This is a genomic window from Macrococcus epidermidis (assembly GCF_024205965.1).
Classification (GTDB): Bacteria; Bacillota; Bacilli; order Staphylococcales; family Staphylococcaceae; genus Macrococcoides; species Macrococcoides epidermidis.
This window is the reverse complement of sequence record NZ_CP073819.1, coordinates 1900033-1915088: the sequence shown is the minus strand read 5'-3', so window position 1 is coordinate 1915088 and position 15056 is coordinate 1900033. Positions and strand designations below refer to the sequence as shown.

Annotated in this window: 15 protein-coding genes and 5 tRNA genes; 16 read left to right on the top strand and 4 right to left on the bottom strand. The window is 35.8% G+C overall.

Annotated elements, in window-relative coordinates:
* The first annotated feature begins 18 nt into the window (after window positions 1-18).
* The 7 genes from KFV12_RS10115 to KFV12_RS10085 all read left to right on the top strand — a co-directional run bounded on the left by KFV12_RS10115 (window position 19) and on the right by KFV12_RS10085 (window position 1430).
* A tRNA-His gene (locus KFV12_RS10115) sits at window positions 19-94 on the top strand.
* 8 nt (window positions 95-102) lie between these two features.
* Window positions 103-176, top strand: a tRNA-Gly gene (locus tag KFV12_RS10110).
* A 7-nt stretch (window positions 177-183) separates the two neighbouring features.
* A tRNA-Asn gene (locus KFV12_RS10105) sits at window positions 184-258 on the top strand.
* Window positions 259-262: 4 nt separating this feature from the next.
* A tRNA-Glu gene (locus KFV12_RS10100) sits at window positions 263-334 on the top strand.
* A 47-nt stretch (window positions 335-381) separates the two neighbouring features.
* Window positions 382-470, top strand: a tRNA-Ser gene (locus tag KFV12_RS10095).
* A 216-nt stretch (window positions 471-686) separates the two neighbouring features.
* Entirely contained in the window at window positions 687-1154 is a 468-nt protein-coding gene (locus KFV12_RS10090) for a PH domain-containing protein (protein ID WP_111716337.1), read from the top strand.
* Between the two features lie 15 nt (window positions 1155-1169).
* Window positions 1170-1430 (top strand): hypothetical protein, encoded by a 261-nt coding sequence (locus tag KFV12_RS10085; RefSeq protein WP_099576714.1) that lies wholly within the window; start codon window positions 1170-1172, stop codon window positions 1428-1430.
* A gap of 51 nt (window positions 1431-1481) precedes the next feature.
* On the opposite strand, the gene KFV12_RS10080 is transcribed toward KFV12_RS10085, so the two are convergent.
* Window positions 1482-2402 (bottom strand): 1,4-dihydroxy-2-naphthoate polyprenyltransferase, encoded by a 921-nt coding sequence (locus tag KFV12_RS10080; RefSeq protein ID WP_239243213.1) that lies wholly within the window; start codon window positions 2400-2402, stop codon window positions 1482-1484.
* A gap of 143 nt (window positions 2403-2545) precedes the next feature.
* Between KFV12_RS10080 and KFV12_RS10075 the strand changes: the two genes are divergently transcribed.
* The 7 genes from KFV12_RS10075 to KFV12_RS10045 all read left to right on the top strand — a co-directional run bounded on the left by KFV12_RS10075 (window position 2546) and on the right by KFV12_RS10045 (window position 10817).
* On the top strand, window positions 2546-3850 hold the full coding sequence (locus KFV12_RS10075; RefSeq protein ID WP_239243214.1) for an isochorismate synthase: 1305 nt from the start codon (window positions 2546-2548) through the stop codon (window positions 3848-3850).
* Complete coding sequence (menD, locus tag KFV12_RS10070) at window positions 3837-5510, top strand: 2-succinyl-5-enolpyruvyl-6-hydroxy-3-cyclohexene-1-carboxylic-acid synthase (protein WP_170122523.1); 1674 nt, start codon at window positions 3837-3839, stop codon at window positions 5508-5510. The genes KFV12_RS10075 and menD overlap by 14 nt, the downstream gene beginning before the upstream one ends.
* The gene (gene menH, locus KFV12_RS10065) at window positions 5497-6291 is read left to right on the top strand and encodes a 2-succinyl-6-hydroxy-2,4-cyclohexadiene-1-carboxylate synthase (protein ID WP_254256706.1); all 795 of its coding nucleotides are present in this window, start codon (window positions 5497-5499) and stop codon (window positions 6289-6291) included. Before menD ends, menH begins: the two co-directional genes overlap by 14 nt.
* Window positions 6281-7102 carry a 1,4-dihydroxy-2-naphthoyl-CoA synthase gene (gene menB / locus KFV12_RS10060; protein ID WP_199798222.1) on the top strand — a complete coding sequence of 274 codons (822 nt, stop codon included), beginning with the start codon at window positions 6281-6283 and terminating at the stop codon, window positions 7100-7102. The genes menH and menB overlap by 11 nt, the downstream gene beginning before the upstream one ends.
* 112 nt (window positions 7103-7214) lie before the next feature.
* The gene (locus KFV12_RS10055; RefSeq protein WP_254256705.1) at window positions 7215-8222 is read left to right on the top strand and encodes a nuclease-related domain-containing protein; all 1008 of its coding nucleotides are present in this window, start codon (window positions 7215-7217) and stop codon (window positions 8220-8222) included.
* Between the two features lie 230 nt (window positions 8223-8452).
* The gene (gene menE / locus KFV12_RS10050; RefSeq protein WP_254256704.1) at window positions 8453-9856 is read left to right on the top strand and encodes an o-succinylbenzoate--CoA ligase; all 1404 of its coding nucleotides are present in this window, start codon (window positions 8453-8455) and stop codon (window positions 9854-9856) included.
* Window positions 9837-10817, top strand: a complete 981-nt coding sequence (locus tag KFV12_RS10045) for an enolase C-terminal domain-like protein (RefSeq protein ID WP_239243220.1) — start codon at window positions 9837-9839, stop codon at window positions 10815-10817. The genes menE and KFV12_RS10045 overlap by 20 nt, the downstream gene beginning before the upstream one ends.
* A 47-nt stretch (window positions 10818-10864) precedes the next feature.
* Here KFV12_RS10045 and yidD read toward each other — a convergent pair whose 3' ends face one another.
* Both yidD and KFV12_RS10035 read right to left on the bottom strand, forming a co-directional pair.
* Complete coding sequence (yidD, locus tag KFV12_RS10040) at window positions 10865-11095, bottom strand: membrane protein insertion efficiency factor YidD (protein WP_199798128.1); 231 nt, start codon at window positions 11093-11095, stop codon at window positions 10865-10867.
* Between the two features lie 9 nt (window positions 11096-11104).
* Window positions 11105-11878: a hypothetical protein gene (locus KFV12_RS10035; RefSeq protein ID WP_254256703.1), complete on the bottom strand. Its 774-nt coding sequence runs from the start codon at window positions 11876-11878 to the stop codon at window positions 11105-11107.
* Between the two features lie 44 nt (window positions 11879-11922).
* Between KFV12_RS10035 and ytkD the strand changes: the two genes are divergently transcribed.
* A complete protein-coding gene (ytkD, locus tag KFV12_RS10030) occupies window positions 11923-12393 on the top strand; it encodes an RNA deprotection pyrophosphohydrolase (protein WP_254256702.1) in 471 nt (156 codons plus the stop codon).
* On the top strand, window positions 12377-13126 hold the full coding sequence (locus tag KFV12_RS10025) for an alpha/beta hydrolase family protein (protein ID WP_254256701.1): 750 nt from the start codon (window positions 12377-12379) through the stop codon (window positions 13124-13126). The genes ytkD and KFV12_RS10025 overlap by 17 nt, the downstream gene beginning before the upstream one ends.
* A gap of 169 nt (window positions 13127-13295) precedes the next feature.
* Here the strand turns inward: KFV12_RS10025 and pckA are convergent, their stop codons facing one another.
* Window positions 13296-14885 (bottom strand): phosphoenolpyruvate carboxykinase (ATP), encoded by a 1590-nt coding sequence (gene pckA / locus KFV12_RS10020; protein ID WP_111716359.1) that lies wholly within the window; start codon window positions 14883-14885, stop codon window positions 13296-13298.
* Window positions 14886-15056 lie beyond the last annotated feature (171 nt).

Sequence of the window (15056 nt, the reverse complement as noted above, 5' to 3'; positions counted from 1 at the left end):
CTTTTTAAAATAAATTTGGCGATTGTGGCGAAGTGGTTAACGCATCGGATTGTGGTTCCGACACTCGTGGGTTCGATTCCCATCAGTCGCCCCATTTGTAACGCGGGTGTAGTTTAGTGGTAAAACCTCAGCCTTCCAAGCTGATGTTGTCGGTTCGATTCCGATCACCCGCTCCATTATTATTCCACAGTAGCTCAGTGGTAGAGCTATCGGCTGTTAACCGATCGGTCGTAGGTTCGAGTCCTACCTGTGGAGCCATTTTGGCCCCTTGGTCAAGCGGTTAAGACACCGCCCTTTCACGGCGGTAACACGGGTTCGAATCCCGTAGGGGTCATATAATCAGAAGTGAAATATCGCTTCTGATTTTTTTTTAATTATTATGGATCGTTGTCCGAGTTGGCCGAAGGAGCACGCCTGGAAAGTGTGTAAACGTCACAAGCGTTTCGAGAGTTCGAATCTCTCACGATCCGTTAAATAATAAAACTACTGTTGATTCTTTAATGAAATCATCAGTAGTTTTATTTCGTTTAATACCTACGTTTATTTTACGTATATACCTACAAATAAAAGTTGCTTTACTATCTATTTTTTAATGTAGAAAGCATGTATAATAAAGTTATTCAAATATTATACTTCTAAAGTTAATTGTGAATTATAATACAAAATAGAAATCATAAGGTGATGAAATGAAAGATAAAGCATCGACACGTAAAGTGTTAGCAGAAATTAACTATCCAGTAAGATATAAACGCTTTTCGAAAATCTTTAAAAGAATTAAAAAATCTGAGCGCCGTTTCTTTATTAAATTATTAAAAGTGATTTGCAAAGATATTAAAAACAAGGAACTGATTCATTTTGCAACTTATAGTCATATTAATTTGAACCAACATGGTTTGTTTATTTTATTAGATGATCGTATTTCTATGGTCCATAGTAAAATGAAATCAAAGCGTATTTACTATGAAGTAATTAAATATGCGGATATAGTTAACATTGATTTTGAGCCTGATACTGAAGGGGAATATGGAGAGTTATTCTTCAAATATAAACGAAAGAAATTAAGTGAAAAATCAGTAACTTTACGAATGATTAAAAGTAAAGACTTGCCTGAAATTGTGGAATTTATTAGAATTAAAATGTCTGAGACAATATAAAGGGGGACATTAACAATGGCAAATATCGATAAACTCGTATCATATGCTGAACTTAAATTAGGTCAATTTGGTTCAGATTACCGTGAAAATCACGAAGAAGATAAAGTGCAGGAGATTCAACCACGCAGCTATGATGTGAATGGAACTTCTATCGATGTGCATTATGATGCACAAAGTTACGTAATTGATTTAACAAAATCTGGTGTACGTGATGTCACAGAAGAAGATGCACAAGCAGTTGTAGCAAGATTAAAAGAATTCTTCAATCAAAAATAATAAAAATAATAATAAAAAAATCGTGAGACTAGATAATAGCCTCACGATTTTTTAAATTGCAGTTAATGCTGCGAGATATAAGCCTAGTGCAAATAAGAATCCGAATACGGTGTTGAATTGTCCCGTAACTTTCATTGCAGGCATGAGTTCAATCGGTGTATTGCCTTTAAAGAAGCGATTTACTGCTTTGATTGGTAAGTTAAAGCTTAACAATACAAGTAATAAAAATGGTGAACCATATGGTTTATAGAATACTGTATACAGTACTACCAGGAAACTGATTAAGTATAATAATGCCATTGTAATAATTGCGATTGTTTTCCCGACTAAGATAACATATGTCTTTCTGCCACTCGCTTTATCTTTTACACGGTCACGAATATTATTAGCCATATTAATCATGCCGATATTGATTGAAACTGGAATTGACATAATTGCAGGGTACCATTCTAGATGTCCCACCTGAATGTAGAATGTAATCATAATGATTACAAATCCCATAAAGAATCCTGCAAAGATTTCACCGAATGGTGTCCATGAAATTGGAACGGGGCCACCTGTATAGAAATAACCTACTGCCATACATACAATTCCAACAAGTAAGATTAACCATGACGATTGAGAACAAATATAAAGACCTAATATGGCTGCAATAATATAAAAAGCAATCGCTAAATTATATACTGACTTAGGACTCATACCATTTCTTACGATTGCACCACCGATTCCGACCGATGTATGATCATCCAGTCCGCGCTTATAATCGAAATATTCATTAAACATATTTGTTGCCGCTTGTATTAGTAAGCACGCAATAAGCATGATAATTAATAGATCGATACGGATATCAGTGAAATATTTTGCGCATGCTGTTCCGACAAGTACAGGTACGAAACTTGCTGTTAAAGTGTGTGGTCGCATTAAGTGATAATACTTTGCAATACCAGTGTGTTGTTGTAAATGTTCAGACATATTCATACCTCTTTTATTCTTAATGTATAAATTTTATATTTAATAATAGTCATCGTCAACAAATCTAGCATAATTTGTCCAATAATCATTGAATAATGTTAAAATAATAAGTATATTATTTTGAAGTGAAAGAAGTGTAGCATGTGCCGATTAATCAACAGTTTGAGACGCATTTAACAACGAATAAAATTAATAAAATAGAACAATTTGATTTAGACTTCCAGCTAAATGTTGCATGGATCATGGATTATTTTCATGCATTTGCAGGAGAGCGTTATGTCTTTATCAATAAAGATAAATCTTTTAAGTTAATCGGTATCGGTCATCATTCAGTACTTACAGCAGATACGATTCATCCTGTACATATCGAACGACAGTTTAAGGCGATTGTTCAGGATGCAGCATATATTGGTAATGGTTCGCAGTATGAATTAAAACTTTTTGGTGGCTTCCAGTTTGATAATAATGAAAGTAAAAATTTTTCTGCATATGAAAAGAGTCATTTCATCATTCCGAAAATACAGATTGTAGAAAGCAATGGACACGCTTCAATAATATTTGTTGATCAGTCTTCAGATAAAATACAGATAATTGATGCATTAAGACATCATGCAGCAGAAAAAGTACAAGATAACAAAATAATATCTGCTGAAGATATTGATCTGGACTTATTTAAATCTAATGCACATAAAGCAATATCGATGATGCAGCAAGATAAACTGGAAAAAGTTGTGCTTTCAAGAAAAAGAAAGATTACAATGGCACGCGATATCGATATATTGCCACTCATCGAGCAGGCGATGAAAAATCATGAAGTGAGTTATTTTGCTTTAATTGAGTCTGGTGCACAAACATTTATTACAAAGACACCTGAACAGCTTGTTGCGGTGCAGGATGGCATCCTTCATACAAATGCCATTGCCGGAACGATGGGCAAAAGTATTGATAATGCGAAACAAAAGTTACTGGATGATGAAAAGAATCTATATGAACATAAAATCGTTGTAGAAAGTATAAAGGAAGATTTAGCACCGTTTACAAATGAGATTACTTTAAAACAATCACCGGATATATTAGAAAATCAATTTTTCTATCATTTATATACACCGATCAATGCGAAGTTGAATCGTGGTGGATTATTAGAAGTAACTGAAAGTCTACATCCAACACCTGCGCTAGGTGGTTTTCCGAAACGTGCGGCGATGCATTTCTTAGCGGAAGCAAATGAAGGGCGTGGATTATACGGGGCACCATTAGGTTATGTTGATTTAAATGATGAAGGTGAGTTTATCGTTGCCATCCGTTCGATGGTGATCCAGGATAACACTGCGATGCTCTTTGCAGGATGTGGCATTGTTAAGTCAAGTGTTGTAGAGAGTGAAGTTTATGAAACAGAAATTAAATTTAAACCGATGTTAGAAATGTTAGGAGTAAATGAAGATGAATGACGCGTTAACTAAACAAGTGTTTCATTTCGTTAAATCATTATATGATTATGGTGTACATGAGATAGTGATTTCACCTGGATCACGCTCAACACCAGTTGCGATAGCATGTGAACTTCATCCAAAGATGAAGACGTATATTCATCCAGATGAACGCAGTGCAGCTTTCTATGCACTTGGACTAATGAAAGCAACGAACAAGCCGGTTGCTGTACTCTGTACATCTGGTACTGCGGCAAGTAACTACACACCGGCAGTGTCTGAGTGTTTTATCAGTCATATGCCACTCGTTGTGATTACGAGTGACAGACCCCATGAACTGCGCAATGTCGGTGCACCACAGGCGATTAATCAAGTAGGGATGTTTAGCAATTTTGTTCAATATGAACGTGACTTTCCGATCGCAGATGATACAGATGAATCGATTCAATTTATCGATGCTGTAATGATGCAGTCTAGTCGTTATTTCAGTGGACCGATGAAAGGCCCGGTACATTTCAATATACCTTTCAGAGAACCATTGATGCCGGACTTTGAGCTAGCAGAAATGATGATGATCAACCCAAAGGTTCAGGTTAGTTATCAGAAGACATTTGATGTCAATACAGTCAAACCAATCATTCGTCAGGAAAAAGGCATTATAATCGTTGGTGATTGTCAGCTGGAAGATTTAACACAGATGCTTGTCTTTTCTACAATACATAATATACCGATTATTGCAGATCCGCTCAGTCAGATTCGTGATTTAAAACATCCGAATGTTGTGACAACAGGAGACAGTATCTTTAAAGTCATTAAAGATATTCAGCCGGGATATATTATTCGTGTCGGTAACGCAGTTGTATCGAAAGCGATCAATCAATGGATTAAAGCACAGACGGCACCACAAATTTTAATTCAACCAAGAATTCAGCCTAATACATTTCCGAAAGTGCCGGATTTATTTATCGAAATTACTGCAAACGACTTCTTTAGACAAGTCGCAGAAGAGAAACCAGTCAACAATCAATCATGGATTAAATTCTGGCATACATTAAATGATTTAGTCATCAATCACATTATGCAGCACACACAAACGATATTCGACGAAGGTAGTGCGATGTATCAGATCTTTAAACAAATCAAGAAGAATGAAGTCATCTTTCTGGGTAACAGTATGCCGATAAGAGATTGCGATACATTCTTTACAAACTTTGAAGGTAAACCGTATTGTAATCGTGGGGCAAATGGTATTGACGGTGTAGTGAGTACGGCGCTTGGAATGTCTCGACATAAAAAGGTGACGTTGATAATTGGTGATATCTCATTTTTCCATGATATGAACGGTCTTGTTATGCAGAAGATGTTATCAGAATATCACCATGCTCATATGATTAATATTGTAGTGATGAATAATAATGGTGGCGGTATATTCAGTTATTTACCACAGTATGAAGATAAGAAGCATTTTGAACGTTTATTTGGCACACCGCTGAATCTCGATTTTGAACATACTGCAAAGTTGTATGACTTTAAATATAAGAAATTTAATGTATTTGATGAAATCACATTACCGAAAGCAAGCGGTCATATTATAGAAATCACTTCTGACCGAGAAGAGAATTTGAAAGCACACAGTGCATTAATTACTACTTTAAAGGCGAAACTCAATGCTGAAATATAAATATTTTAATCGTGATAAAGAAAGTCTTATTGTCATGATTCATGGTTTCCTGGGTAGCAGTCAAACCTTTCTTCCAGCAAAAGAAAGACTGTTGTCCCACACAGATGTGTTATTAGTAGAATGTCCAGGACATGGAGCGGCTTTTAATACGGATGAAACGTGGTCATTTGATGCAATCGCAGCATCGCTAACACAAACATTAACGCGTTATCGAAATCAATATACCGAAATCATTCTGTATGGTTATTCAATGGGGGGGCGTATAGCGCTATATACTGCATTGTATTATCCGGAATTAATCGATAAGCTTATAATCGAAAGTGCGACGCCTGGAATTGAAGATGAGCAATTAAGAAAAGAGCGTATTCAGCAGGATGAAGAACGCAGTAATTGGATAGAAACAGATTATCCGGCATTTATTAAACACTGGGAAAAGCTATCTTTATTTAAAACGTATCATCCGTTAACTGATGCACAGCAAACAAGACAGCGTGAGATAAGAATGCATCACGAACCAATGGGTATTGCTAAAGCTTTAAGAGAATATGGAACAGGCAGACAACCGAATCTCTGGCCGCTTTTACCTAGCTTTAATAAACCGGTCTTATTGCTTACTGGAAGTTTAGATAAGAAGTTTGAATCAATCGCTAAACGTATGGTAGAAGCACTGCCCGATGCCCGACATATGATAATTGAAGCGGGTCATACAATTCATGTGGAGAATTTAAAAATATTTGATACAATAATAGTATCGTTTATCAAGGAGGAAAATCATGACTAGAGTTTGGGAAACATTAAAAGAGTATAAAGAAATAAAATATGAATTTTTTGAAGGTATCGCGAAAATTACGATCAACCGTCCGGAAGTTCGTAACGCGTTTACACCGAATACAGTAATGGAAATGATCGATGCATTCTCTCGTGCACGTGACGATCAAAGAGTAGGTGCAATCATCTTAACAGGAGAAGGTGACTTAGCATTCTGTTCAGGTGGCGACCAAAAAGTACGTGGCCATGGTGGTTACGTAGGTGATGATAATATTCCACGTTTAAATGTATTAGATTTACAACGTTTAATCCGTGTTATTCCTAAACCAGTTGTCGCGATGGTTCGTGGCTATGCAATCGGTGGTGGACACGTATTACACATCGTATGTGACTTAACAATCGCTGCTGACAATGCACGTTTCGGTCAAACTGGACCAAAAGTAGGTTCATTTGATGCTGGATATGGTTCAGGTTATTTAGCAAGAATCGTTGGACATAAAAAAGCACGTGAAATCTGGTACTTATGCCGTCAATATGATGCGCAGGAAGCATTAGATATGGGCTTAGTTAATACAGTAGTACCTTTAGACCAAATTGAAGATGAAACTGTACAATGGTGTAAAGAGATGTTACAACATTCTCCAACAGCATTACGTTTCTTAAAAGCTGCGATGAACGCTGATACTGATGGACTAGCTGGTTTACAACAATTCGCTGGTGACGCTACATTACTTTACTACACAAGTGATGAAGCGAAAGAAGGTCGTGACGCATTTAAAGAAAAACGTCAGCCGAACTTCGATCAATTCCCTAAATTCCCATAAGCAAGAGAGTGAAGCACCCTTTTTTTGGGGTGCTTTTTTTGTTAACAAAATTTACGTAAAATTAATTTGTTAATTTTTGTGTTCATTTGTATATTATATGTGAGGTGATGATATGTTTCTGAAATTATATGATTTTAGTGATTATGAACAATATTTGTGGGAAGTTAAGAATCGTATAGAATTGGACAGTTTTGATGAATCACAGTTATATACATTTGAACGTGGGTATATGGGAGAGAGAATATGCTATGATGCATTGAAAGGTACACGTGGCGGCGTGAAGTTATGGAATGTGAGAATCAGGAGTAATGGCGAAGTGCAATTTGACTTTTTGTTGATTAAAGACAGATTTATTATACATATTGATGTAAAAAATTTTGCCGGACCGTATACATTTAGTAATAATAACTTTGTGAGTGAGAATAATTATGTGAATGCCAATCCATTAGTACAACTCGATAAAGCAGAGAAGAAGTTAAAGTATTTCTGTTATAAAAATAATATCGATTATCAGGTGAAAAGTTATGTGTTATTTATTAATCCTACATTTGAATTGAGTGGACTAGAACATACTGATAAGCTATTATATTCAACGGACGTCTCAAGAATTGTGAAAATGTTAGGTGAGGGTGAACCGACAAATGAAGAGCTATATATTGGAGAATTATTAAAAAAGCATCATCATCCTAATAGTAAGTATGAACGCATACATTATTATCCCTTCAATGCTTTAAAACCAGGTATGAAGTGTCCGGAATGTCGAAAGTTTTTGCCGATAGTGTCTGGACGTCAAAGAATTGTACGTTGTGATTGTGGATATAAAACTCCAAAAAATAAATTGGTACTTGATGCATTTAGAACGATAAAAATCCTGAAAAATGATGCTGTAACTACGGCTGATATTAGTAGATATACCGGTATAGGTAAAACAACGATTAGAAATGTACTGAAATCTGAATTTGAAACGTATGGAAAGAATAAAGGACGCAAATATACAGTCAAGAAAACAGTGAAGGGAATTTTTGAATCATCAGTAGAGTATAGAACCTCATCGCTAGATGTTGATAAAAGGAATATATCAACATCTAGTGAAGAAGGTCGGGAATTTATCATGTCGTAGATGTTGATAAACGAAATATATCAACATCTAGCAATGAAGGTCGGGAATATATCATGTCGTAGATGTTGATAAACGGAATATATCAACATCTAGTGAAGAAGGTCGGGAATATATCATGACGTAGATGTTGATAAACAATATATATCAACATCTAGCACCAAAGCGCATTCCGATGTATCAACTTCTTCTTTTTGATATGATAATTATATTAACTAAGAGGACGTGGCATTATGCAGTGGCTTAAGACAACAGCAAATCGATATCCAGATAAAACAGCAATTTTTTATCAAGATCAACATATTTCTTATCAATTACTCTACGAACAAGCTCAAAAAGTAGCATACGAACTCGATCAACTTCAACATCATCGTGTTGCGCTTGTAGCGGAAAATACATTAATGGATTGTTATTTTATTCATGCTGCGATAATTGCGAATATTGAAATAGTGATGATCAATAAGCATCTGACTGAACATGAAATGAGAAAGCAAATGGCGTCTGTGGATACAGAGCTTTTATTTTCAAATAATAATTACACGCACATCTCTGCTATACATAAATCAGAGTTTGTTAGAAAGGCAATAAATCAGCATTCAACATTAACTGCCAAACCGAATCATCCAGAAGATATATTATCTATTATGTTTACTTCAGGGACGACTGGTGTTCAGAAAGCAGTACCTCAACGCTTTATTAATCATTTAGCAAGTGCCGGAAATTGTAAACAGATATTTACGTGTGACCATGATTCAATTTGGCTGGATGTTCTTCCATTGTTTCATATAAGCGGATTAAGCATATTATTACGTGCAGTGATTGATGGCTGCACTGTCGTATTGCATGAAAAGTTTGATGCTAAGCAGATTATCGACGATATTAAAGAAAAAGAGATCACACATATCTCGCTTGTACCCCAAACGTTAGAACGTCTCTTAAGACAAGGACTTAACCAGCAATATGCCCTTCAAGGCATACTGATTGGTGGTGCTAAACTAGATGATCGTTTACTTATTCAGGCACGAAGTGCAAACCTACCCGTCTATACATCATTTGGCATGACTGAAACATGTTCTCAGATGATTACAGCATCACCAAAAGATATTCAAAGGTATCCAAAGAGTGTCGGTCAGGTCAATCAAAATATCCAATTATTTAATGCAGTGAATCAGGTCGGCGAAATTGGCGTACGTGGGGATAATGTCATGCACGGTTATCTTTATCCGGAAAGTGCAAATCGAGAAGCATTCATAGATGGATATTTCTTAACAGGAGATATCGGGTATATCGAAGAGGATCATCTTTATATATTAGACCGTCGCAAAGATTTAATTATTTCAGGTGGAGAAAATATATATCCTTCAGAAATTGAGCAAGTCATATTAAGTCATACGTCTGTACAAGCAGCTTGTGTTATTGGTATTAAAGACAGCGAGTGGGGCAGTGTGCCGGTTTGTTTATATGAAGCGGATGATAATATGGATGCAACTATTCAGAATGCATTAAATAACAATATCGCAAAATATAAGCATCCTAAACAATTTATTCGAGTAAATAATTTAAAACGAACATCGAACGGAAAAATATCACGTCATCAATGTAAGGAATGGTTTATGCATGAATATCTCAAAGCTTAATATTTATTCATATGCTGCACCTTTTAAAGCGCCGATCAAGACAAATCTTATTACTTTAAATGAGCGGAAGGTACTTGTAGCAGGTATCGTAATTGATGGTGTGGAATATTATGCGGAAGCAAATAGTTTTGAGACACCGTGGTATCATTTTGAAACGATTGAAACGGTTTATCAATCACTCGTCAATCAGTTTCAAATAATAAAAAATAGACCGATATCTTCAATAGAAGCATTCAATGCTTTACTTGATTCTGAAAAACCGAATGCATCCAGTTGTTTTGATATCATTGCGTATCAATATTTTAATACGCTAAAGCCAGTGACTGTGTTGATCGGTCAAACGTTACATCATGATGCACGTGTTATTCAACCGAACGCTACACGTGTAAAATTAAAGATGCATCACAATATTTTAGCGCAAGTACAATCCATTCGTAAGACGAGTGATGTAGAGATCGTCATCGATGCAAACGGGTTAATGGATGCAAATCATTTTAACTTAATCCGTAAACTTTCTGAGTATGACATTCTTTATTTTGAAGAGCCGTTCAGTTCTATTGAAGATTATCGTTCAATGCATCGCTTGAATCCGAAGGTTAATCTTGCTATTGATGAAAGTGCGACTGATGCGCATACGATACAACAATTTTATAATATAGGCGTTAATACTGCAGTTATTAAATATAGTAGATTAGGTGGCGTGACTAGTGCACTTAAGATAAAAGAAGACTTACCAGAAATGAAGCTCGTATCCGGCGGCATGTATGAATTTGGTCTCAGTAAATATTTCACTGCGCTGCTCGGTGAAACGTTTCAGACTGTACCGGACATTACGCCGAAAGGTACTTATTTTGCGCATGACTTTACTGAATATGATGAAATAATTAACGACAATCGACTCAATATTTCTGTACCAAAAGTAAAGAAATCTCATCTCACATTATTAGCTGCTTACGATTAATAAAGCTGTATAGATAAAAAGGAAATTCCATTTCGGAATTTCCTTTTTTAATGATGATGATGTTCTTTGTCTGGGACCGGGTCATAACCACCGGGATGAAACGGATGACATTTAAGGATTCTTACGATCGTTAAATAGCTTCCTTTTAATGCACCGTGTGTTTCAATTGCTTCTAATCCATATTGGGAACATGTCGGTGTGAAGCGGCATGTGGGTGGTGTCATTGGTGAGATATAATTTCTGTAAAATTTAATACCAGCTAATAATAGTTGTTTCATAATAATCTCCTAATCAATTTCTTCTGCTTTATACATAGATACATTGGTTTTATTAAAGTTCTTATAGTGCGTTTCCTGTTTCATCAATATTGTGACAGGTTTGTTTTTAATTTTAGCATTGACCTTGATATCAAAGTACAGCGTTTTTGGCAGCTTCTTCACGGGTGATAATTCAACATCAAATGAACCACTCTGAATTTTAATATCAGTGAGATCATTAAATGTAGATACTTGATTCATGCTTGAGAAATCGACGCCGTAATCAAACAGATGTTTTAAATTTTGAGAGTTACCTTGATATTGAATCGTGCTATCCGTCGTTTTTATATTATCAACTTCTTTTTTGACGACATTTTGAACAATATCTGTTAAATTGACCATATTTGATTGGACACTTGAAAAGTACTGGATATCAGCATTGCGTGCGCGATAATTTAAATATTGAGGTTCAGGAAAGGCTTCTATATTCCCCTCATCCATATTGAATATAACAGACTTTACAGGATATTTCGTGTTATTTGAATCAGCTTTAATAAGTAGCGCACTTTTATTGATCGTATCAAATTGAGATGCTGTATCCTGTGTAAACTTTGTTGTGAACTTATCATATGAAATCGTTGTCTTATTAGTGGCATCAAGAGAAATGCTGTCTGTTGCTTTAATATTCTTCTGCATTCGAGCGATAATCTGGTCTTTCGTCAATGGTTTCTTTTTTTCCTGTGGTGCTGCACAACCGGTAATAATTAATGTTAAAATAATAAAAAGTATAGTTAGTTTTTTCATAGAGACCTCTAGATAGATAATTTTGTGATGAATGGAGCAGATTAATGATATTTACAGATCATGTTGGAAATAAAGTAATCCTCGAAATTAAAGATAAGGCTGATATTCCAACAAGTAAACATGTACTAATAATAACAAACTTTAAGGGTAATATGCTACTTACGCATAATAAAATTCGAGGTATTGAATTCCCGGGTGGTAAGGTTGAGTATGATGAAACACCTATTGAGGCGATGCATCGTGAATTATATGAAGAAACTGGTGGTGTAGTGCGTAATTATGAGTTTATAGGTACCTATACCGTATATGATCAGTCACCATTCAGTAAAGATGTCTTCTATGTAGAAGTAGCGCAAATCGACAAGCGTGAAGATTATCTGGAAACAGATGGTCCGGTAATTGCAAAGGCGCTGGATGATATTCAGACAGAAGATAAAAGTTTCCTGTTAAAAGATGACTGTATTCTATACCTATTAGATACACTAAAGGAGCGTTTTGATGTTCATCACGAGTAAAGTAATTCCTGCAACTTATAAAGATATAAGTTTTCAGGAGATAACCTATCACTCTGACGAATTTGAAGTTAAAGGCTTATTATATGAGCCGAAACTTGTAGAACGCATCATTATATATCTTCGCGGTGGAAAAGGGCAGGTAGGGACGCTTAGACCAGCTGGACTGATGCGTTTTGCCTATCCGAATACACTTGTTGCAGCACCTTATTACCGTGGAACGCATCATAATGGTCAGGATGAGTTTGGTGGAAGTGACCGTGAGGATGTATATGCGCTTGTGCGTATATTAAGAAAAAAGTATCCAGATGTACCATTACATTTTATAGGTTTTTCACGTGGGGGTATTAAAGGACTCGTTACGTATCAGGATAGTAATGTGACATCCTTTATTACATGGGGTGGTGTATCGAGTATTTATTACATGTATGATGAGCGACTAGACTTGCGCAGCATGTTAAAGCGCATCGTCGGTCCGATTTCAGATAAAGCTGCCTATGATAAACGCGAAGGTATTAATCTGATCAAAGCAGACAGTCCCCCAATTATGATTATTCACGGAACAGAAGATAAGCAGGTTAATATCGCGCATGGCAAGATGCTTGAAGAAAGACTTAAAAACTTAGGTGTAAAGCATGAAGCGATTTACTTAGAAGATGAAGCACACGTCCTTCGACCTGATAATGAACGCAAGATACTAGAAGAAATTTATAGATGGATGTTAGCTGTAGAATAAAATGAAGATGTGACTTAAATTTTAGTCCTTTTATCTTTAACAGCTTAAACGGCAGAACAGAAGTTGCCCCTACGACAAAAACCGAACAAAAACTATAAATCAAAGCGCGATTTATTAGTTTTGTTCGGTTTTTGCTTGTGGCAGAACACTTCAGCTCCAGCCTCTATTATTATCCTCTAAATATAAAGCCGCCTTTTTCTTCAATTTCTGCTGACTTTTCACCGAATTTCTTGAAGTTTTCCTGGAAGCGTAATGCTAAATCTTTTGCTTTTTCATCGTAAGCATCTTGAGATACCCAAGCGTTACGAGGCATTAAGATTTCTTTAGGAACACCTGCGACTGAATTTGGTACATATAATCCGAAGATAGGATCTTGAGTAAATTCAGAGTTTTTAATTTCGCCACTGATTGCACGACGGATCATAGAACGTGTATGTGTTAAGCTCATACGGCTACCTACACCATATTCTCCACCAGTCCATCCAGTGTTTACTAAGTATACGTCTGAACCATGCTTGTCGATTAATTCACCTAACATATTCGCATATACTGTTGCATGTAATGGTAAGAACGGAGAACCGAAACATGTTGAGAATACTGGTTGTGGGCTCGTTACCCCGCGCTCAGTACCTGCTAATTTAGATGTAAATCCACTTAAGAAGTGGTACATTGCTTGTTCTTTCGTTAATTTAGAGATTGGAGGTAATACGCCGAATGCATCTGCTGTTAAGAAGATGATTGTTTTAGCATGACCAGCAATTGAAGGTAATACGATGTTATCGATATTTTCAATTGGGTATGCTGCACGTGTATTTTCAGTTAATGATTTGTCTTCATAGTCTGGGAAACCTTTTTCATCAACTTTAACATTTTCTAAAATCGCACCGTAACGGATCGCATCATAGATTTGTGGTTCTTTCTCACGAGAAAGGTCGATTGTCTTCGCGTAACATCCACCTTCGATATTGAATACACCATTATCGTTCCAGCCATGTTCATCATCACCGATTAATTTGCGGTGTGGGTCAGCTGATAAAGTTGTTTTACCTGTTCCTGATAAACCGAAGAATAACGCAACGTCTTTATTTTCACCAACGTTTGCTGAACAATGCATACTCATTACACCTTGTGTTGGTAATAAGTAGTTCATTACACCGAAGATACCTTTTTTCATTTCTCCAGCATATTCAGTACCACCGATTAAGATAATTTTATGTTTGAAACTTGTAATGATAAATGTTTCAGAATTTGTACCATCGATTTTTGGATCTGCTTTAAAGTGTGGCGCAGAAATGATAGTGAAGTCTGGATCGATTAAGATACCTTCATTGAATGTTTCAGGTCGGATAAACATTGTACGTGCAAATAAGTTATGCCATGCTAACTCATTGATGACGCGTAAATTTAATTGAGTAGCAGGATCTGCACCTGCATAACCATTGAATTCATAAACTTTATCTTTTGTTCCTAAATAGTCTAAAACGCGGTCTAATAATTTTAAGAAGATATCTTCAGAGATAGGTTGGTTGATTGTACCCCAGTCGATTTGGTCTTTTGTTTCTTCTTCTTCAACGATAAATTTATCTTTTGGTGAACGACCTGTATATTTACCAGTTTCAGTTCTGACAGCACCTGACTCTGTTAATACACCTTCACGATTTGCTAAAATTTCGTTGATTAACTGTGTTCTTGATAATTGATTTAATACGCTATCACTCTTTAATAAGTTATCTAGTTTACCAAAGATTTGTTCGCTCATTAAAAGGTCCCCCAAGTTTATATTTTCTGCTGATGTAAGCAGTTTCATGAAATAGTATAACATAAGGTTTTAAGTGTTACATTAAATATAAATAAAATTTTATAGATAAAATATTATTCAGAAAATTTGTGAATCAATCCGATATATTGACAGTGTACAAAAAGTTTAGTA